The organism is Mesorhizobium sp. M1B.F.Ca.ET.045.04.1.1 (assembly GCF_003952465.1).
GTDB classification, from domain to species: Bacteria; Pseudomonadota; Alphaproteobacteria; order Rhizobiales; family Rhizobiaceae; genus Mesorhizobium; species Mesorhizobium shonense.
Map to the genome: position 1 here is coordinate 1773839 of NZ_CP034448.1, position 18642 is coordinate 1792480.

21 protein-coding genes are annotated in these 18642 nt (G+C 63.7%); 9 read left to right on the forward strand and 12 right to left on the reverse strand.

Going from position 1 to position 18642, the window contains the following annotated elements:
• Positions 1–81: 81 nt before the first annotated feature.
• Positions 82–831 (reverse strand): glucose 1-dehydrogenase, encoded by a 750-nt coding sequence (locus EJ071_RS08640; RefSeq protein ID WP_126097500.1) that lies wholly within the window; start codon positions 829–831, stop codon positions 82–84.
• A gap of 98 nt (positions 832–929) precedes the next feature.
• Between EJ071_RS08640 and EJ071_RS08645 the strand changes: the two genes are divergently transcribed.
• A complete protein-coding gene (locus EJ071_RS08645) occupies positions 930–1823 on the forward strand; it encodes a LysR family transcriptional regulator (protein WP_126097501.1) in 894 nt (297 codons plus the stop codon).
• Between the two features lie 127 nt (positions 1824–1950).
• Here the strand turns inward: EJ071_RS08645 and EJ071_RS08650 are convergent, their stop codons facing one another.
• The 6 genes from EJ071_RS08650 to EJ071_RS08675 form a co-directional block, all read right to left on the reverse strand.
• Positions 1951–3156 (reverse strand): aminotransferase class V-fold PLP-dependent enzyme, encoded by a 1206-nt coding sequence (locus EJ071_RS08650; protein WP_126097502.1) that lies wholly within the window; start codon positions 3154–3156, stop codon positions 1951–1953.
• A gap of 20 nt (positions 3157–3176) precedes the next feature.
• A complete protein-coding gene (locus EJ071_RS08655; RefSeq protein ID WP_126097503.1) occupies positions 3177–3638 on the reverse strand; it encodes a RidA family protein in 462 nt (153 codons plus the stop codon).
• A 68-nt stretch (positions 3639–3706) separates the two neighbouring features.
• A complete protein-coding gene (locus EJ071_RS08660) occupies positions 3707–4501 on the reverse strand; it encodes an amino acid ABC transporter ATP-binding protein (RefSeq protein ID WP_126097504.1) in 795 nt (264 codons plus the stop codon).
• Positions 4502–4505: 4 nt separating this feature from the next.
• On the reverse strand, positions 4506–5156 hold the full coding sequence (locus tag EJ071_RS08665; RefSeq protein ID WP_126097505.1) for an amino acid ABC transporter permease: 651 nt from the start codon (positions 5154–5156) through the stop codon (positions 4506–4508).
• A complete protein-coding gene (locus EJ071_RS08670) occupies positions 5156–5821 on the reverse strand; it encodes an amino acid ABC transporter permease (protein WP_126097506.1) in 666 nt (221 codons plus the stop codon). The genes EJ071_RS08665 and EJ071_RS08670 overlap by 1 nt, the downstream gene beginning before the upstream one ends.
• 124 nt (positions 5822–5945) lie before the next feature.
• Entirely contained in the window at positions 5946–6776 is an 831-nt protein-coding gene (locus EJ071_RS08675; RefSeq protein WP_210211930.1) for a transporter substrate-binding domain-containing protein, read from the reverse strand.
• A 169-nt stretch (positions 6777–6945) separates the two neighbouring features.
• On the opposite strand from EJ071_RS08675, the gene EJ071_RS08680 reads away from it, so the two are divergent.
• Positions 6946–7746 carry an IclR family transcriptional regulator gene (locus tag EJ071_RS08680; protein ID WP_126097508.1) on the forward strand — a complete coding sequence of 267 codons (801 nt, stop codon included), beginning with the start codon at positions 6946–6948 and terminating at the stop codon, positions 7744–7746.
• A 79-nt stretch (positions 7747–7825) separates the two neighbouring features.
• Here EJ071_RS08680 and EJ071_RS08685 read toward each other — a convergent pair whose 3' ends face one another.
• Positions 7826–8029: a DUF465 domain-containing protein gene (locus EJ071_RS08685; protein ID WP_027166663.1), complete on the reverse strand. Its 204-nt coding sequence runs from the start codon at positions 8027–8029 to the stop codon at positions 7826–7828.
• Positions 8030–8280: 251 nt separating this feature from the next.
• Between EJ071_RS08685 and EJ071_RS08690 the strand changes: the two genes are divergently transcribed.
• From EJ071_RS08690 to EJ071_RS08700, 3 genes are all read left to right on the forward strand, one after another.
• Positions 8281–8460 carry a YdcH family protein gene (locus EJ071_RS08690; RefSeq protein ID WP_126091508.1) on the forward strand — a complete coding sequence of 60 codons (180 nt, stop codon included), beginning with the start codon at positions 8281–8283 and terminating at the stop codon, positions 8458–8460.
• 256 nt (positions 8461–8716) lie between these two features.
• Positions 8717–9967: a flavodoxin-dependent (E)-4-hydroxy-3-methylbut-2-enyl-diphosphate synthase gene (gene ispG / locus EJ071_RS08695; protein ID WP_126097509.1), complete on the forward strand. Its 1251-nt coding sequence runs from the start codon at positions 8717–8719 to the stop codon at positions 9965–9967.
• A gap of 4 nt (positions 9968–9971) precedes the next feature.
• Positions 9972–10826 (forward strand): lytic transglycosylase domain-containing protein, encoded by an 855-nt coding sequence (locus tag EJ071_RS08700; protein ID WP_126097510.1) that lies wholly within the window; start codon positions 9972–9974, stop codon positions 10824–10826.
• Between the two features lie 91 nt (positions 10827–10917).
• On the opposite strand, the gene EJ071_RS08705 is transcribed toward EJ071_RS08700, so the two are convergent.
• Together EJ071_RS08705 and EJ071_RS08710 are read right to left on the reverse strand one after the other, a co-directional pair.
• Positions 10918–13251 carry a response regulator gene (locus EJ071_RS08705; protein ID WP_126097511.1) on the reverse strand — a complete coding sequence of 778 codons (2334 nt, stop codon included), beginning with the start codon at positions 13249–13251 and terminating at the stop codon, positions 10918–10920.
• Between the two features lie 201 nt (positions 13252–13452).
• Positions 13453–14025, reverse strand: a complete 573-nt coding sequence (locus EJ071_RS08710) for an HXXEE domain-containing protein (protein WP_126097512.1) — start codon at positions 14023–14025, stop codon at positions 13453–13455.
• A 327-nt stretch (positions 14026–14352) separates the two neighbouring features.
• Here EJ071_RS08710 and EJ071_RS08715 point away from each other — a divergent pair, with 327 nt between their 5' ends.
• The gene (locus EJ071_RS08715; RefSeq protein ID WP_126097513.1) at positions 14353–15339 is read left to right on the forward strand and encodes an alpha/beta hydrolase; all 987 of its coding nucleotides are present in this window, start codon (positions 14353–14355) and stop codon (positions 15337–15339) included.
• 76 nt (positions 15340–15415) lie between these two features.
• Here the strand turns inward: EJ071_RS08715 and EJ071_RS08720 are convergent, their stop codons facing one another.
• Both EJ071_RS08720 and EJ071_RS08725 read right to left on the reverse strand, forming a co-directional pair.
• On the reverse strand, positions 15416–15634 hold the full coding sequence (locus EJ071_RS08720) for a 4-oxalocrotonate tautomerase family protein (protein WP_126097514.1): 219 nt from the start codon (positions 15632–15634) through the stop codon (positions 15416–15418).
• A gap of 311 nt (positions 15635–15945) precedes the next feature.
• On the reverse strand, positions 15946–16863 hold the full coding sequence (locus EJ071_RS08725) for a polyprenyl synthetase family protein (RefSeq protein ID WP_126097515.1): 918 nt from the start codon (positions 16861–16863) through the stop codon (positions 15946–15948).
• A gap of 128 nt (positions 16864–16991) precedes the next feature.
• Between EJ071_RS08725 and EJ071_RS08730 the strand changes: the two genes are divergently transcribed.
• The 3 genes from EJ071_RS08730 (at position 16992) to rpmF (ending at position 18576) form a co-directional block, all read left to right on the forward strand.
• On the forward strand, positions 16992–17699 hold the full coding sequence (locus EJ071_RS08730; protein WP_189521531.1) for a transglycosylase domain-containing protein: 708 nt from the start codon (positions 16992–16994) through the stop codon (positions 17697–17699).
• 102 nt (positions 17700–17801) lie between these two features.
• Positions 17802–18239, forward strand: coding sequence for a DUF4440 domain-containing protein (locus EJ071_RS08735; protein WP_126097517.1), 438 nt, complete (start codon positions 17802–17804; stop codon positions 18237–18239).
• Between the two features lie 154 nt (positions 18240–18393).
• Complete coding sequence (gene rpmF, locus EJ071_RS08740) at positions 18394–18576, forward strand: 50S ribosomal protein L32 (RefSeq protein ID WP_006203806.1); 183 nt, start codon at positions 18394–18396, stop codon at positions 18574–18576.
• The last annotated feature ends 66 nt before the right edge of the window (positions 18577–18642 follow it).

Consider the following 18642-nt stretch of genomic DNA (forward strand, 5'->3'; position numbering starts at 1 on the left):
GGCGGCAAAGGCGCGCCTTAGCGGAAAACGCCAGGAGCCGCAAGGATTCGGTTTGGGCCCGATCGATGCTCCGGCAGACGTCTATCGCCACCCGCCAGAGGCGGCAATGCGCTCGCCGGTCAGCCACGACGCGTCATCGGAAGCGAGAAAGACCGCAATTCTGGCGACATCCTCGGGCTGGCCGAAACGGCCGAGCGGGGTCTTCGCAATGATTTCCTTTTCGAACTCGCTGCCTACGACGCCGACCCGTTTCAGCCCCTCGGTGTCGACGCCGCCCGGAGCTATTGCGTTGACGCGGATGTTGCGAACCCCGAGTTCCCGGGACATCGACAGCGTGATCGAATCCACCGCGCTCTTGGTTGCGGCATAGATGAGCGAATTGGGTTGCGGGTTCTGGCTGGCTATCGAGCTGATGTTGATGACACTGCCGCCCGCTGGGCCGAAATGTTTCGCTGCTTCCTGGATGGTCAGGATCGTACCCAGCACATTGGTGTCAAACTGGCGGTGGAACTCAGCTTCGGTTACGGCCTCCAGGGGCTCGAACTCGAACACGCCTGCATTGTTGACCAGTATGTCGATGGTGCCGAAGGACGACTTCGCCGCCTCAAACAGACGGCGCACGTCGTCGCCCAGCGAGACGTCGCCCTGGATGGCTATCGCCCGGCCGCCGCCTTCTTTGATCTCGGCAACGATGCGGTCAGCACCTTCCTTGGAAGTGGCGTAGTTGACGACCACGGCAGCGCCGGCTGCCGCCAATCCTCTGGCGATGGCGGCGCCGATGCCTTTCGAAGCGCCGGTAACGATTGCGACCTTTTCGGCCAGTCTGCTCATCAAATCTCTCCTTGTGTTGATGATGAGCCGTATCTGGTGATGATCGGAAGGCGTATTAGGATCAGCCGGATCATTTCTTTCGTGCCTGGAATTCTGGAATGACGACAATCCTCGAAAAGACCGCCGGTCTTGTCGCCTTCGTTCGTACAGTCGATGCCGGTTCCTTTCACGCTGCCAGCCGACTACTCGGCTCCAGCCCGTCGGCAGTATCGAAAAGCGTGGCGCGGCTGGAACGGCGGCTGGGCGTGCGATTGGTCCAACGCTCGACGCGCCGCCTCGGCCTGACCAGCGAAGGCATCGCTTATTACGAGCGGGTCGCGCCTCTGCTAAGGGCGCTCGACGATGCTGAAGATATCGTCCAGATGGCCGATACGGCCCGGGGCCTGCTGCGAGTCACCGCACCCCTCGAGCTCGGGCGCGGCCTGATCGCCTCTTGGGCGCAGCTCTTTCTTTCGCAACATAGCGAGCTGAAACTAGAGCTCAGCGTCACCGACCGCCATGCCGACCTGATCCGCGAGGGCTACGACATGGCGGTGCGAATAGGCGACCTGTCCGACACCGGTCTTGTCGCCCGCAGGATCGCCAATCTGCCGGTCGTGCTGGTTGCCGCGCCCGTCTATATAGAGCGGCGAGGCCAACCGGCCTCTATCGATGCACTGCAGGACCACGACTTTATCCGCCACCAGATGGCAGGGAGGCCCTATCCCGTCGTTTTCGCGAATGGCACACAGATCGTGCCGAACGGGCGCTTGGATACCGACGACGGCGGCGCCATCCGGCAGGCGGCGCTTGCCGGAGCCGGCATCGCTCATCTGATGCAGTTTGCGGTGCAGGATGATCTCGATGCCGGTCGCCTGGTTCGCATCTTGCCCCAGGCGGCGATGCCGACCATGCCGGTCCATATCGTGCACGCGTTCGGGCGGCAGCTGCCGGTCCGGGCCCGCCTGTTCGTTGATTTCCTCGCAGGCCGGATGGCTGCACTGTCGAGGTAGTTGCAGGCCGGTGCTAGAGCCGGATGATTTCAGGTCGAACCGACCTGAAATCTGAATCCGGCTCTAAATCAAAGAGATAGAGCATGATGTCGCCCGAAAACCGCTTCACACTTTTCGGCATCATGCTCTAGTCCGGCCAGCGCAGTGCGCCCGCCGAATCCTTGCGTGCCGCCTTCATTGCATCCGCCGGTCGCTCCTTCGCGGTCAGCACGGCGCGCAGCCGCTCGGCGACGATCTCCGCCTCGCCGGGATGGAGGTTGCACGGGTCGAGGAAAAAGTGGCCGCGCTCGACCTCGTGGTTGCGCACGATGACGGGCGGCGAACCGGCAGCCAAGACGGAAGCGAGGCCGGCGGCGGTGAAGCGGCTTTCCGGGCGCACGAAGACCTGCAGGCGATCGAGCGGGTTCGCGGTCGGATCGGGAATGATCTCAGCGCCGATGCCCGGAATGCCCTGCAGCGCGTCCTTCCACAGATTGAGCGCCGCTTCCTCGCGCCTGCGGATACCGGCATGGTCGCGCTTCTCCCAGGCCTCGAGCGCCGCCATCGTGCCGGCGATGCTTTCCTTGCCGACCTTCATGGCGCGGGCGACGCCGCGGTTCTGCAGATAGGCGGCGCGCACCAGGTCCTTGCGGCCGGTGACGATGCCGCTGGTCGGGCCGCTGAGGAATTTATGGCCGCTGTAGACGACGATGTCGGCGCCGCGCGCCAGGAAGCTGCGCAGATCATATTCCGAGGCGGCGTCGACGATCACCGGAATGTTTTTGGCGTGACAAATCTCGCAGAACTCCTCCAGCGAAAGCATGCCGTACTGCACGGTGTGGTGCGCGACGACGTAGAGCGCTGCCGCCGTGCGCTCGTTGATCGCCTCGCGTACGTGATAATCCTGCGTGACGCTGACGGTGCCGGCGGGGATCACCTTGGCGCCGGCCACCCTGATCGACTGGTCGATCGGCGCGCCGTAATTGACGATATGGCCGAGCTGGATCACCACCTCCGACTTCAGGCCTTCGGTGTCGTCCGGCAGCCGTTCGACCGCGAGAAGGTTCGTACCAGTCATCGCGCCGGCGATTGCCATGGTGATGCCTGAGGCGCAGCAGGCGGTGATGAAGCCGGCCTCGCCGCCGGTGAGACGCGCCACGACCGCGCTCGCAGCGCGCTGCAGATCGTCCATATCCACCCATTGCGAGGCGATCTCGGCCATGGCGCTGATTGCTTCCGGAACGATGATCGAGGCGCCGAGCGATGTCATCGTGCCGGAGACGTTGATGATCGGCCGCAAGCCCAGCCTTTCGTGGATCGTGGTGTTCGAGCCGGTGTCGGAATAGGTCTTCATTTGAGTGGACTCCATGAAAGTCAGGCGGCGATCTCGACGACCGCTTCGATTTCGACGGTGATGTTTCCAGGGAGCGAGCCGACGCCGATCGCCGAGCGCGCATGGCCGCCGATCTTGTCGAAGACGTCGGCGAAGAGGTCGGAGCAGCCGTTGACCACTTTGGGGTGGTCGCCGAAGGTCGGCGTCGCGTTGACGAAGCCGAGCAGCTTGACGACACGCACGATGCGGCCGAGGTCGCCCGCCGCCGCATGCATGACGGCAAGCAGGTTGAGGCCGGTGAGGCGGGCATGCTCATAGGCCTGCTCGACGGTCACGTCCTCACCGACCTTGCCGGTGCAGAGCGTGCCGTCGGCGCGCAGCGGCCCCTGGCCTGACAGGAAGATCAGCCGGCCGCTTTCGGCATGAGTGACGAAGTTGGCGATGGGCGTCGGCGGCTCGGGCAGCGTCAGGCCGAGTTCGGCGAGCCGGGTATAAGGCGTCATGGAAGAAGGCTCCCTAGGACGGCTTCAGCCATCCGTTGTCGACATTGGATGGCGCCAGCCATCCGATTTCAAAAATGCGAGGCGCGAAAGCGCGCCAGAAAGGTGCGGAGGCGTTCGTTGGTGGTCTCCGCGGCGAGAACCTCTTTCGGGGGCCCTACGGCGCTGACGCCGCCATCGGCCATAAAGACGATGCGGCTCGACGCATCGCGGGCGAAGGCCATTTCATGCGTGACCATCACCATGGTCATGCCGTCTTCGGCAAGGCTCTTCACCACGGCCAGCACTTCGCCGACGAGTTCGGGGTCGAGCGCCGAGGTGATCTCGTCGAGCAGCAGGATCTTCGGCTCCATGGCGACGGCGCGGGCAATGCCGACACGCTGCTGCTGGCCGCCGGAAAGCTCCGCCGGCAGGCTGTCGGCCTTGTGGGCGAGGCCGACGCGTCCGAGCCAATGCTCGGCGATCGAGCGCGCTTCCGCACTGCTCTTGCCGCGCACCTTGGTGAGGCCGAGCATGATGTTGCCAGCCGCGGTCAGATGCGGGAACAGGTTGAAGCTCTGAAACACCATGCCGGTCTCGGCGCGCATGGCGGCCAGGTCGCGCTCGCTGCGCCGCTGGCGCGCACCGCCGTCGCGGAAGCCCACCTCCTTGCCGTCGATACGGATCGAGCCGCTGTCGTAACTTTCGAGGAAGTTGACGCAGCGCAGCAGCGTGGTCTTGCCGCTGCCGGACGGGCCGATGACGGTGACGACCTGGCCCTTCGCCACCTTGAGGCTGACCGAACGCAGCACCTCGACGGAGCCGAAGGATTTCGAGACCTCGGCAATGTCGAGAAGCGCTGGCATGTCATTGGAACTGGTGGCCATAGTGCTATTCCCGGATGAAGGCGAAGCGCCGCTCGAGCCGGCGGCTGGCGAGCGAAAGCGCGTAATTGACGGCGAAATAGAGAAGGGCGCCGAGGATATAGAGCGGCATCGCCTCATAGGTGCGGCCGATGACCTGGTTGATGGCCTGCATCAGATCGGTGATGCCGAGCAGCGAGACCAGCGCGCTGCCCTTCACCGCGTCGGTGACGCCGTTGATCCAGGGCGGCAGGAAGCGGCGGAAAGCCTGCGGAAAGATGACGTAGGCGAGCCGCTGGCGGAAGGTCAGGCCGATCGCCATCGCCGCTTCGGACTGGCCCTTTGGAATGGAAGCGACCGCACCGCGCAGATATTCGACGACCTGCGCGGTCTTGAACAGAGTGAGCGCCAGCACCGCGGCCCAGAAGGACTGGAGATGCACGCCGACCGCCGGCAGGCCGTAATAAACGAAGAAGATCAGCACCAGGATCGGGATGCCGCGAATGGTATCGCTGAAGATGCGCACCGCCCAGCGCAGCGGCGCCGGTCCGTAGACGAGGCCGACCCCGAGAATGACGCCGGCAATCAGCGACAGCACCACGACCAGCAAGGACACCCAGAGCGTCAGCGCGAAACCCTCGGCGAGGAACGGCAGGGCATAAGCGATCTGGCCAAGCATCAGTGCGCCGTCCTGTACCAGCGCTCGACCAGCCGCAGTGCGAAGAGCAGGGCGTAGCCAGTGACAAGATACATCGCAGTGACGACGAGATAGACCTCGACGATGCGGAAGGTGTTGAAGTTGATCCACTGCGCGCCATAGGTCAGCTCCGGCACCGAGATGACGGACGCGACCGAGGTGTCCTTGAACAGCGAGATGAAGGTGTTGGAGAGCGCCGGCAGCGTGATGCGCATCATCGTCGGCAGGCGCACATGGATAAGCCGCTGCCAGGGGGTGAGGCCGATCGCCTTGCCGGCGTCGATCTGGCCGCGCGGCACGGCCTCGAGACCGGAGCGAAACACCTCGACCAGATAGGCGCCGCTGTAGAGCGCAAGCGTCGCAACGAATGAGGTCTGCGCGCTGTAGGCGACGTCGATGACGGTCGGCAGGCCGTAGAAGACCAGATAGACAAGCAGGATCAGCGGCACGTTGCGGATGAATTCGACGTAAGCCGCGATGATGGCGCGCGCGACGCGCCCGGCCGAGACGTACCAGACCGCCAGCACCAGGCCGATGACGATGCCGATGGCGATCGAGATCAAGGCAAGCTCGAGGCTGAGCAGCAGGCCGCCCGAAAGCTTGTCGAAATGCCGCCAGATCAGGTTGAAATTGAGCGTGTAGCCCATGCGTCCATCTCAATGGCCCGCGGTGACGAACACAGCATTCGTCCTCCGCGTGGCCCGTGTCGAGGAGAAACAGGCGGAAGAGCGTTTGCCGCGCCCTTCCGCCGACTTTGTCTGACGGGCCTGGTCAGATGACCGGGAAGCCCGGGTGACGTGGCGGCGGCTCCTGGCCGAAATATTCCTTGAAGGCGGCGTCGTAGAGCGCCGTCTCGTGGCCGAACATGGCGATGGTGAAGGTCTGGTTGACATAGGTCAGCCAGTCGAGATCGCCCTGGCGGACCGCTGCGCCGTAAAGCATCGAGTACCAGCTCTTGCCGGCGTCGAAATATTTGTCCGGATTGCGCGAGGCGAGCCAGCGCACGGTGGAGAGGTCGACCGCGGCGGCGTCGACGCGCTTCGATTCCAGTGCCTGCAGGACGTTGGCCTGGGTGTCGATCTGCATCACCTGCGCCTGCGGCAGGGCAAAGTGGACCGAGCTTTCGGCATCGACATTCTGCAGGATCGAGATGCGTGTGGCGGAGCCTCCGGCAAGCAGCTTGTCAAAGGTCTTGTTCTCGGAGCCGGGCAGCGTCAGCAGCGCGACGCCTTCGACATAGTAGGGCCGCGAGAAGTGGATCAGCTGCGAGCGCTGCGCGGTCATGGTCATGAACTGGATGGTAATGTCGACCTTGTTGGTGGTCACGTTCGGGATGCGCTGCGCCGGGTCCTGCATGACGAACTCGACCTTGGTCGGATCGTCGAAGAGGCCCTTGGCGAGGATGCGGCCCATGGTGATGTCCATGCCGACCAGCTCGCCGGCATCGTTCTCGAAATGCCAGGGCGCATTGGTGCTGCCGGTGCCGACGATGAGCTTGCCGCGATCGAGCGCGGTGCGCAGTACGCTGTCGGATGCGGCCTGCGCGGCCGCCTTTTCGGCGCTGACTGCGGTGAGCGCGCCGGCGGTGGCCAATCCTGCCATGCCCAATTTCAGAAAATCACGTCTGCCGGATGTGTCGTTCACGGCGACCTCCTTTGATGGTTATTCCCCAATGAAGCAGCGATGCATGCGCCGATGGTCGATAGGTATTGTCTCTTATAAGAGACGCATGTATCCTGTACAAGACAGATACTAGCATTAGGAATCGACAATGCAAGACGGCGAAACGCTCAGCGAATGGCCAGCTATTGGCACGGACGAAGAGAAGCCCGCGAACTCGCGCGAAAAGGGCCTCAACCGCGTGCTGCACATTCTGGAGTTCCTGCATGCCACGCAGCGCGCGATCGGCATCGGCGAGCTGGCCAAGGGGCTCAACGCGCCGCGTTCGACGACCTACACGCTGGTGCGCGAGCTGGTCGATGCCGGCCTGCTGGAGATGGCCGGCGACGGCAATCGCGTCTATTTCGGCAAGAAGCTCTACCTCTATGGAATGGCCTATATGCGCGGCAACGACCTGTTGCGGCGCGGACGGCAGGAGGTCGACGCGCTGTCGCGCGAGACGGGCGAGACCTCGGAGCTCTGCATGCTGCAGAGCGGCCGCTACACGATCGTCCATTCGAGCCCAGGCACCCGGCCGTTCCGTATCAGCTCCGCCACCGGCCTGCAGATACCGCTGCCCTGGACAGCTTCCGGCCGGCTGCTGCTCGCCGGCCTCGAACGCAATCGGATCGAAGCCATGATCTGCGAGGACGATCTCGTGCTGCCCGACGGCCGCAAGATCGAGCTCGAGGATTTCATCGACGACATCGGAAAAGCCCGCGTCACCGGCTATTGCGTGACGTCGGGCCTCGTCGACGCCTATACCAAATGCCTGGCGGCGCCGGTCTTTTTAGCGCCCGGCACGGTCGAGGCGACGATGTGCCTGGTGGTGCCGATCGACACCTCGCAGGAGCGGACAGGCGAACTGGTCGCGCTGCTGCGCGAGCGCGCGGCGCGGCTTTCGATCTCGTAGGACGAGCGAAAAGTTTCGGCTAAAGCGCGTCGCGCTGAAATGGATCCAGGCGCCGCGCTTCAATCCTGGGCGACATGCATTAGGCGATGATGTCGGGGATGATGCGGTCTTCGAGCGCCATCAGCCGGTCCTTCAGCAGAAGCTTCTTCTTCTTCATGCGCTGGATCTGTAGCGGGTCGCAACCCATGGCGATCATCGCGTTGATGGCGGCGTCGAAATCGGCGTGTTCCTGTTTGAGCCGGGAATATTCTAGGCGTATCTCAGCCTGTTCCTGTTCGGACATTATCTACCGTCTGCGTATGCGTCGCCCAGGGATGGGCCTTTGGGCGGGGCCGGTGGGGTTTGTGACTTGTCGGTCTTGTCACCGGCGCGCCGCTGATATCACATTTCACATTGTCGTGGAATGCTACCACTGGGCATTCGACATCGAGATTGGTTGGTGGCAGACTGTCATTGTGCCGTCACAGTAGCGACCTGCGGTGGACGAGCCTGCGGCGGCTGCAATCGAGGAAACCATGAAAGGGAGAACCAATCATGTCTCTTGCATCCCATCTTGATGAGCTGCAGCGGAAGCACGGCGACATCGAGCGCGAAATCACCGATGCGATGATGCATCCTTCGGTAGACGACCTCGAAATCGCCAATCTCAAGCGGCGCAAGTTGGCAATCAAGGACGAGATTGAAAAGCTGAAGGCGAAACCGACGGCACACTGAAGCTCCTCTAGGCAACATCACCGCACCCGTCGTGGTGCAACCCCACCGGTGGCAAGAAATGCCGCCGGGTTGGTGCTTTACACCGAAATTACCTGACCATTTTCGGGGCGCGTCTCGCAACCCGATGTGGTTGGTTGAGTTGCGCGGCCGCCGATCAAGGTCAGCCGATTTGCGGACCGTGGCTGCCGCTTGCCATTGACAAGCCATCTTTGCTCCGCCACCTCATGCCCGGAACTTCCAGATGAAGGCGGCCGGCATGACCGGATATTTTTCTTCTCCTTTCCCGCGCCGGGCATCAGTCGGCGTCGACGTCGGCGGCGTGACGGTCGGCGGCGGCGCGCCGGTCGTCGTGCAGTCGATGACCAACACCGACACCGCCGATGTCGACCAGACCGTCGCCCAGGTCGCGGCGCTCAATCGCGCCGGCTCGGAGATCGTGCGCATCACCGTCGATCGCGACGAGAGCGCTGCCGCCGTGCCGCGCATCCAGGAGAGGCTGTTGAGGCTCGGCGTCAACGTGCCGCTGGTCGGCGATTTCCACTATATCGGCCACAAGCTGCTCGCCGATCACCCGGCCTGCGCCGAGGCGCTGGCGAAATACCGCATCAATCCCGGCAATGTCGGCTTCAAGGAGAAGAAGGACCGCCAGTTCGCCGCGATCGTCGAGATGGCGATCAGGTACGACAAGCCGGTGCGCATCGGCGTCAACTGGGGCTCCCTCGACCAGGAGCTCCTGACCCGGCTGATGGACGAGAACCAGGCCCGGGGCTCGCCACTCACCGCGCAGGAAGTCACCCGCGAGGCGATCGTGCAGTCGGCGATCCTGTCGGCCGAGATGGCGGAAGAGATCGGGCTCGGCCGCGACAAGATCATCCTGTCGGCCAAGGTCAGCGGCGTGCAGGACCTGATCGCCGTCTATACCGCGCTTGCGACGCGCTCCGACCATGCGCTGCATCTTGGCCTGACCGAAGCCGGGATGGGCACGAAAGGCATCGTCGCCTCGTCCGCTGCAATGGGCATCCTCCTGCAGCAAGGCATCGGCGACACGATCCGCATCTCGCTGACGCCCGAGCCGAACGGCGACCGCACGCGCGAGGTGCAGGTCTCGCAGGAACTTTTGCAGACGATGGGCTTCCGGCAGTTCGTGCCGATCGTCGCCGCGTGCCCCGGCTGCGGCCGCACCACCTCCACCGTGTTCCAGGAACTGGCCCAGAGCATCCAGGCCGACATCCGCAAGAACATGCCGGTATGGCGCGAAAAATATCCCGGCGTCGAGAACCTCAAGGTCGCTGTGATGGGCTGCATCGTCAACGGCCCGGGCGAATCCAAGCATGCCGATATCGGCATCTCTTTGCCGGGCACCGGCGAGACGCCGACGGCGCCGGTCTTCATCGATGGCAAGAAGGCGGCGACGCTGCGCGGCCCTTCGATCGCGCAGGATTTCGAGAAAATGGTCGCCGACTATATCGAGCAGCGTTACGGACACGGCAAAGCCGCCGCGGAATGAGCCCATGCGTCGTTTGTTGAAGGCGACGCTTTTCCTACTTTTAGGGCTGAACTCGGCCGGCCAGGCGCTGGCCGATCCGCCGCAATCGGCCGCCAAACGGCTGATTTCCCGCGTCTGCGACTTGATCGAGACCCAGGCCGAGCAAAACCGCCTGCCCAAGGATTTTTTCGCCCGGCTGATCTGGAAGGAGAGCCGCTTCGACCCCAATGCGGTCAGTCCGGTGGGCGCCGAAGGCATCGCGCAGTTCATGCCCGGCACGGCCAAGCTGCGTGGTCTCGCAGATCCCTTCGACATCGAGCAGGCCATCCCGGCGTCGGCGAAATATCTTGCCGAAATGAAGGCCGGCTACGGCAATCTCGGCCTCGCAGCGGCCGCCTACAATGCCGGCGAGAACCGAGTGTCGCGTTGGCTCTCCTCCGGCGGCTTTCTGCCGATGGAGACGGAAAGCTATGTCTTCGACGTCATGGGCGAGCCGGTCGACAAGTTTTCCGACGCCGCTTACGCCAGCGCCATCCAGCCGCTCGATCCGAAGACGAGCTTCGCTGTCGCTTGCCGCCGGCTGCCGGTGATCATGTCGCGGACGGTCGCCATGGCCTCGATCAACGTCAAGCCATGGGGCGTGCAGGTGGCCGGCAATTTCCGCCGCTCCGCCGCAATCGGCCAATGGCTGCGCGTGCGTGGGCGGTTCCCGGCCCTGCTCGCCAGCCATGATCCGGTGGTGAGCCGCGTGCGCACGCCGATCGGCCGGCGCGGCATCTACGCGGTCAGGATCGGCGCCGACTCGCGCGCCGAGGCCAACGGCATTTGCAACAAGCTGCAAAGCGTCGGCGGGGCATGCGTGGTGCTGCGCAACCGGTAGCACAAAGAAAATGGGAGATGTCGGCGGGACAGAGGGGGGTGGCGGGCACTCGGCAGTTGGTTTTTGAGACCCGTCTTTAGTCAGCAAACGCTCAGGCCGTCTTCGCCGCCACCGTCTCGCTGAGCCAGGTGCCGATCTTGGCGCCGAGGCGGTCGGGCGAGACCGGCTTCGGCAGGTAATCGTCCATGCCGGCTTCGATGCATTTTTCGCGATCGCCTTTCAGCGCGTGCGCGGTGACGCCGATGATCGGCGTATGGCTGCCGTTCTGCTCTTCGATGGCGCGGATGGCGCGCGTCGCCTCATAGCCGTTCAGCTCCGGCATGGACACGTCCATCAGCACCAGCCGCGGCCGCAGCGAGCGGTACATCTCGACCGCGGTGCGGCCATTGCCGGCGATACGGTAGCTCAAGCCAAGGCCGTTGAGGATCTGGCCGAAGACCAGCTGGTTCACGTCATTGTCCTCGGCGATCAGGATATCGATCGGGCCGCTCGGCGTGGCGGTCGATTCCGGCGCCGCGGGCAGGGGAACAGCCGGGCCGCGGATGACGGTGAAGGCGGGAGGTGCCGGCTGGGCGGCGACCGGCTCGCGAACGAACTGCGCCTTGGCGCCTTGCGTGCGCGCCTTCTGGATGGCGGAGATCACGGTGCCGAGCAGCACCGCCGAACGCGCCGGCTTGGTGAGATGCGCGGCGATGCCGAAATCGATCACCATCCTGCCGAAATCGACCTGGTCGACCGAGGTCAGCAGCACGACCGGAATGGAAGAAAGGCGGTTGTCGGCGGCAATGGCTCTCGCGACATCGGCTCCGTTCATACCGGGCATCTGATAGTCGAGGATGATGCAGTCGACCGAGGCGCCGAGCTGGCAGGCACGATCGAGGAAGGCAAGGCCGACGGCGCCGCTTTCGGCCGCGGCGCAGTCGAAGCTCCAGCTTCTCAGCTGCTCCAGCAGGATCTCGCGGTTGACGGGGTTATCGTCGATGACGAGCACGCGCGCGCCGGTGACGTCGACCGGCACGATCTCGTCGCGCGTTTGTTGTTTTTGCACCGGCAGCGGCACGGCGAACCAGAAGACCGAGCCGCGGCCGATCTCACTTTCGACGCCGATCTTGCCGCTCATCAGGTCGACGAGGCGGGCGGAGATGGCGAGGCCGAGGCCGGTGCCCTCGTGGCGGCGGGTGGACGAGCCGTCGACCTGGGCGAATTTCTCGAACACGCTTTGCAGCTTCTCGGCCGGGATGCCGATGCCGGTGTCCTCGACGCGGACCTTCAACTGGACCACGCCGTCGACGACATCGCCGCCGACATCGATCAGCACATGCCCCTTCTCGGTGAACTTCACCGCGTTGCCGAGCAGATTGGTGACGATCTGGCGGAAGCGCCCGGCGTCGCCGACGACGAAGGCCGGCAGGCGCGGATCGACGCGTACGATGAGCTCGAGGTTCTTTTCGGCAACGCGGGCCGACACCAGCGTTGCCACGTCCTCGACCGCTTCGGCCAGGCGGAAGGGGGCGGGGTCGAGCGTCAGCTGGCCGGCATTGATCTTCGAGAAATCGAGGATGTCGTTGATGATGGTGAGCAGCGCGTTGCCGGACTTGACGATGACGTCGGTGAACGTCTTCTGGCGCGGCGTCAGCTCGGTCTTGGCGAGAAGCTCGGCCATGCCGAGCACGCCGTTCATCGGCGTGCGGATCTCATGGCTCATATTGGCGAGGAATTCCGACTTGGCGCGGTCGGCGGCCTCCGCCTTGTACAGCGACGCGGCGGTTTCGGCGAAGGCGCGGCGGATCGCGTTCTCCATCGGCCGGAAGATCAGAACCGCGGCGACGCCGATCACGGCAACCAGCAGGCCGCTCGCCCACAACAGCAGCCGGTCGCTGGAGGCGTCGGCGAGGCGCCGCTCCTCATCGAGCGCGGTGCGCACGCGCACCAGCATCGGCTGGGCGAAAAGGTCGTTCTGGTTGCGGATCTCGCGATAGCTCCACTCATCGACTTTCTGGGCCACCGACATCAGGTTGAAGTTGCGCACCATGTCGCGAGTCGACCAGAACAGATCGCCGTTCACCGAAGCCGATTCCAGCGCGTTGAGGGTGTTGTTCGACAGGCGCGGCCTGATCGCCGCAAGCTGCGCGTTCAGTATCCCGATCTCGCCCATCAGCCGTTCGGAATGGCCACGCGCGGCGGCGGCCAGCGCATCGCGGGTCTCGGCCCGCCAGGCCGTTCCCGTCGTTTCGGCGAAATTGGTGGCGTTGCGCAGATCGCGGGAGAAGATGACGAAATTGCCGCTGAGAGCGTCGACCTCGTGGCGGTATGAATTCACTCGGTTGAGCGCGAACATGACGGCGGCCGAGGCCAGCGCAAAGACGAGCAATCCCGAAAAGTAACGAATCCGGATCGACCGGATGAAGGAGGAATATTCCGGCATGCGCAACCCCAAACCCATACGCACGATTTTAATGGTCGGGATTACGCTTGATTTACATTAAGATTTCGTTGGCGATGGGTGGCCAGATGTCATTGACAGCTTTGGTGCCGTGCTCGTTCTGATCGGCAACAACTGAGCGTTCGGCCCCAACTGGCGTTTTATCGGCTTTCTCGACATCGCAATGGTGGTTCGCCGGAGATGCTATGGGTTGACTATGAGAGAGCGGTATCGAGCAGCCACCACCGCAATGATCGCCAGGTGAAGCAGGATCGCGAGAGCTGCTCCGATCAATTGCGGGACAAGACCTCCCGTTCGGCCAATCATCCAGATGGTGGCAACGCTCAGCGGCAAGAACAAAGTGACGCTGGTGACGAGGCCGGGATTGTATTTGCGGAGCCGCGCCGATGTGACGAGGTGAGCGAGCGCGTTCACCATCATGACATACGGGGCGACCAGGCCCCAAGCGGGTCCCCATATGAATGCCGCGTAAAGGGCCAGCAGGTTGATGTCCCAGACAAACGGCAGATTGATGACGAGAACCGAGGCGACGGTAAGAGCGTCACGGCCGCCGAAAACATTCTCGTTCGCGAACTTGCGGAATCGGTCGCCGGTGCGTTCTTCCACCTGATGGACCATGTAAAGCGGGCTGTGCAAGAAGATCAGGAACACCGGCCACGAAAGCGGCATCACTGGCGCAACCGCGATAAGCGATGCCGCCATGAACCCTGCGCCAACGACCCAATAGTCGGCTAGCCAGCCTTGCAGTTTAAGCATTTGATTCCCCGCTTCCTCAGTCGGCGATCCTGCACGAATGGACGCGCATCACCAGAACTATTCGAATGCATGGGCGCCTGCCCGATTTTTCGATTGGAATATGCACCGTTGGGGATCGGTTGGAAGAAAGAAGCCCATTGACCTTGATCCTCGCGGCGCTGACGGCCGGGTGACCATGTCGGACATTGACTGCCGCGACCGCCCCTGAGACAGTCAATAAAAGATGCGCGCTTCCGAAACCTGGCACTCCGTCGGCCCAGCCACCCGTTGCGGCGTCTGGCCGCCTGCCATTGATCGGAGGTGGAAACACGAGCACGGGAAGCGGTCGTGAGCGAACCTACACAGCGAACGGTCGAGACCAACGGCATCCGCCTCAATGTCGCGGAGCAGGGAGAAGGGCCGGTGGTGCTTTTGTGCCACGGCTTTCCCGAATCCTGGTATTCCTGGCGCCATCAGTTGGGCGCGCTTGCTGCGGCGGGCTTTCGCGCCGTCGCCCCCGACATGCGAGGCTACGGCAAGAGCGATCGGCCGGAAGCGATCGACCAATACACGCTTTTTCATCTGGTCGGCGACATGGTTGGCCTTCTCGACGCCCTTGAAGCCCCCACCTCCGTCATCGTGGGCCACGATTGGGGCGCGGTCGTCGCCTGGTATGCGGCGCTGCTGCGACCGGACCGCTTCCACGCCGTCATCGGCCTCAGCGTGCCGTTCCGGCCGCGCGGCAATGCGCGCCCGACCAGCCTCATGCCGCGAACGGCGGATTCCCAATTCTACCAGCTTTATTTCCAACAACCCGGCGTTGCCGAGGCAGAGCTGGAACGGGACCCCCGGGCCACGGTGCGCACCATGCTTTACGCTGCATCGGGAGATGCTTCGGCCGGCAGCACGACAGCGGGCGCTGGAATCAGCATGGTCCCGCACGGCAGAGGTCTCCTGCAAGCCGTCGAGGCGCCTCCGAACCTGCCGCACTGGCTCAGCGAAAGCGACCTCGATTTCTACACGGGCGAGTTTCAGCGCACCGGTTTTGCCGGGGGTCTCAACTGGTACCGCAACATCGATCGGAACTGGGAGCTGATGGCGCCCTTTGCGGGCGCGCGGATCAAGGTTCCCGCGCTCTACATAGCAGGCGACCGCGACCTGGTGATCGCCTTCCCCGGCATGGATCAACTGTTGGCCAATCTCAGGAACTTCATCCCGCAAATCCGCGATACACTGATGCTGCCCGGCTGCGGGCATTGGACCCAGCAGGAGCGCCCGGACAAGGTCAACGCCGCGATGATCGAATTCCTCCGGAGCTTGCCGAACCGGGACTGATCCGAGGGAAAGCGAGTATCGGCTCCGACACGGAAAGTTGGGCGAGCCGCTCGGCAAGCGACTCGCCCGGTTCAAGTCAGGCACTATCCTTGGCCCGGTAGGCGTCGGGAAGAATGAAGACCTCGTCGGCGCGGCCATAGCCTCCATCGGGAACTTCTTCGATCAGCACCATGGTATGGGGACGCACGCCTTCGCCGAAATACTCGACGAACATCTGCGTGGTCTTGTGGACGAGGTCTTCCTTCTGCGCCTTTGTGAGGGCGGCCTCGGGCATCTTGAAGTTGGCAAAGGGCATTTGCAGGTTCCTTCCGGGTTGGATTTTCACGGCGCTGGACGAAGAAGCCGGCGAGGCGTCATCGGCCGGATCGATCTTCGTTCGCTGTCCCGGAGCGAACATAGATTGCTTCGGACGCCGAATAATCACCTGGCTGTCGACAGCAGTATTCGGGCAGGTCGAACAATCGATGCAGTCGGCGCCCTATCCGCGGAACCGGCAGCTTGCTCCGCGGCTACGTTCCTCCTGGAGCGAGCATCGCGCATTCTTTGCCGAGGCGAGGCTGTGAGGATCGATGCTGGCCGGCATCGCCGCCCCGCCTGCGCCGCAGCTCAGTTGTTGCGCGTCGCCACGAACGTCGCGGCTGCTTTCAGCATATCCGCCTGCTCGCCATAGGGCTCCAGCAGCGCATGCGCCTGATCGATCAGGCCGTGGAGCTGCTCGCGCGTCCAGTCCGGGCCGTTGAGTGCGGCAAGCGTCGCCTTGCCGGCGGCTGCGTCTTTCTTCGTCGCCTTGCCCATCCGCTTTTCGTCGGCCGTCAGATCGAGCAGGTCGTCGGCAAGCTGGAAGGCAAGGCCGATGGCCGAGCCGAATTCCGCCAGTCTTTCACGATCCGCAGCCGGCGCGCCGGCGACGATGGCGCCCGCCTCGCAGGCGAAGCGGATCAGCGCGCCGGTCTTCATCGCCTGCAGCCTGATGATGCCGGCCTCATCCGGCCGCTTGCGCTCGGCCTCGAGATCGAGCGTCTGGCCGCCGACCATGCCGCCCGCTCCGGCGGCGCGCGCCAGCGCCAGCACGAGCGCTGCCCGGCGCTCGGCCGGCAGCACGGTCGCCTCGTCGGCGACGATGTCGAAGGCCAAGGTCAACAGCGCGTCGCCGGCAAGGATCGCGGTCGCCTCGTCGAAGGCCTTGTGCACCGTCGGCTGGCCGCGACGCAGATCGTCATCGTCCATCGCCGGCAGATCGTCATGGATCAGCGAATAGCAATGCACGCATTCGAGCGCCGCAGCGATGCGCAGCGCCGGCTCGCCATCGGCGGAAAAAAGCGCAGCACTTTCCATGACCAGAAAAGGGCGGAGCCGCTTGCCGCCGTTGAGAACGCCATGGCGCATGGCCGCCATCAGGCGCTCCGGCCGGGCTATCTCGCCGGAAAGCAGCGGCGCATCCAGGATCTGCCGCAGCAGAACCTCGATTGCGGCGGCGTGCGCGAAAAGCGCGGTTTCGAAGGCCGTCTGGTCGTCTTTCATCATGGCCGGGACCGGTAGCCGACACTCAGACATTGCGCAAGAAGCCCGGCACCTTTATGCCGTTGAGCGCGTGGCACGGGTGGGGCGGCTTGACGGAACCGATCGTCGAACATGAAAGCGAAGGGCTGGACATGGCGCGATCGCGGCGCCTGAATCGCGCCGGTCTCAAGCGCCTTGGCCGGCGTTGCCTGGTCGCGGCGATCGTGCTGGCGGCGATACCGGTCGTGCTCACCTTCCTCTATCTGCCGTCCTTCGTGCATCCTATCTCGACGCTGATGCTGAAGGATCTCGCGACCTTCTCCGGCTACGACCGGCGCTGGGTGTCGATCGACGACGTGGCGCCGGTGCTGGCGCATTCGGTGATCATGTCGGAGGATGGGCAGTTCTGCTTCCACCGTGGCGTCGATCTCGGCGAATTGCGCGGCGTCGTCGACGATGCGCTGGCCGGCGAGGCGACGCGCGGCGCCTCCACCATCACCATGCAGACGGTGAAGAACCTGTTCCTGTGGTCGCGGCCGCTGGGCAGCGTGCGCAAGGTGGTCGAGCTGCCTCTGGCCATCTATTTCGACGCGGTGATGTCGAAGCGGCGGATCATGGAGATCTATCTCAACATCGCCGAGTGGGGGCCGGGCATCTACGGCATCGAGGCCGCCGCGCAGCATCACTTCGGCGTCTCGGCCAAGCAATTGTCGCGCCGGCAGGCCGCACTTCTCGCCGTCAGCCTGCCCAACCCGATCGCGCGCAATCCGGCCCGGCCCGGCCCGGGGTTGAGGCGGCTCGCCAATCTGATCGAGCGGCGCGCGGGCAGGTCCGGAGCCTATGTCGGTTGTCTTGACTAAGGTCGGTTGACATTCATTCGCTCAAGGGGATTCGTGCAGCACTGACGGGGTGGCATAACGAACCTCGCGTCAGCCTTATCCGCGATCAGAAGGAGCGGATCGATGAATACCGCCAACGATCTCGAGCAGGTCGTCGAGCAATACCACCGGGCGCTCGGCGCGTTCATGCAGGGAGACTACGAGCCCGCCAAGCAACTGTTCTCCGAACAAGACGATGTCACCCTTGGCAACCCCTTCGGGCCTTTCGCGTGCGGATTGACGCAAGTTGTTGAGACGATGAAGCGTGCAGCATCGAATTACCGGGATGGCGATGCTATCGGCTTCGATACCATCTCGAAATATGTAACCCCCGGTCTCGCCTACATCGTCGAAGTAGAGCGGCTCGAATCCAAGGTGAGCGGCCGCAAGGATGTCTCCCCGGTGTATCTTCGGGCTACGAGCATCTTTCGTCACGAAGAAGGCGGCTGGAAGCTCATCCATCGGCACGCCGATCCGATAACCACCGTGCAGCCAGCGGACTCTGTCCTGCGGAAGAGTTAGGGCGAAGCGGCGCCGGCGCAAAAAATTTCGCGAGCGGCGCTGGCCAAAACGGCGCAAGGCGTGTATAGGCACCCGACTTTCTCAGATTATGGCCTCGATGCGGCCCTTTCGCGAGGGTTGCCGGGGCATTTTGACCATGTAGTGGAGCATATCCATGGCCGTTCCAAAACGAAAAACCTCTCCGTCGAAGCGCGGCATGCGCCGCTCGGCCGACGCCCTCAAGGCCCCGACCTATGTCGAGGACAAGAATTCCGGCGAAATGCGCCGCCCGCACCACATCGACCTGAAGACCGGCATGTATCGCGGCCGCCAGGTTCTGGAGCCGAAGGAAAGCTGAGCAGCTTCCACGGTTTGTGATCTTCAAAAGACCGGCCCCTGGCCGGTCTTTTTGTTTTTGGCGCAT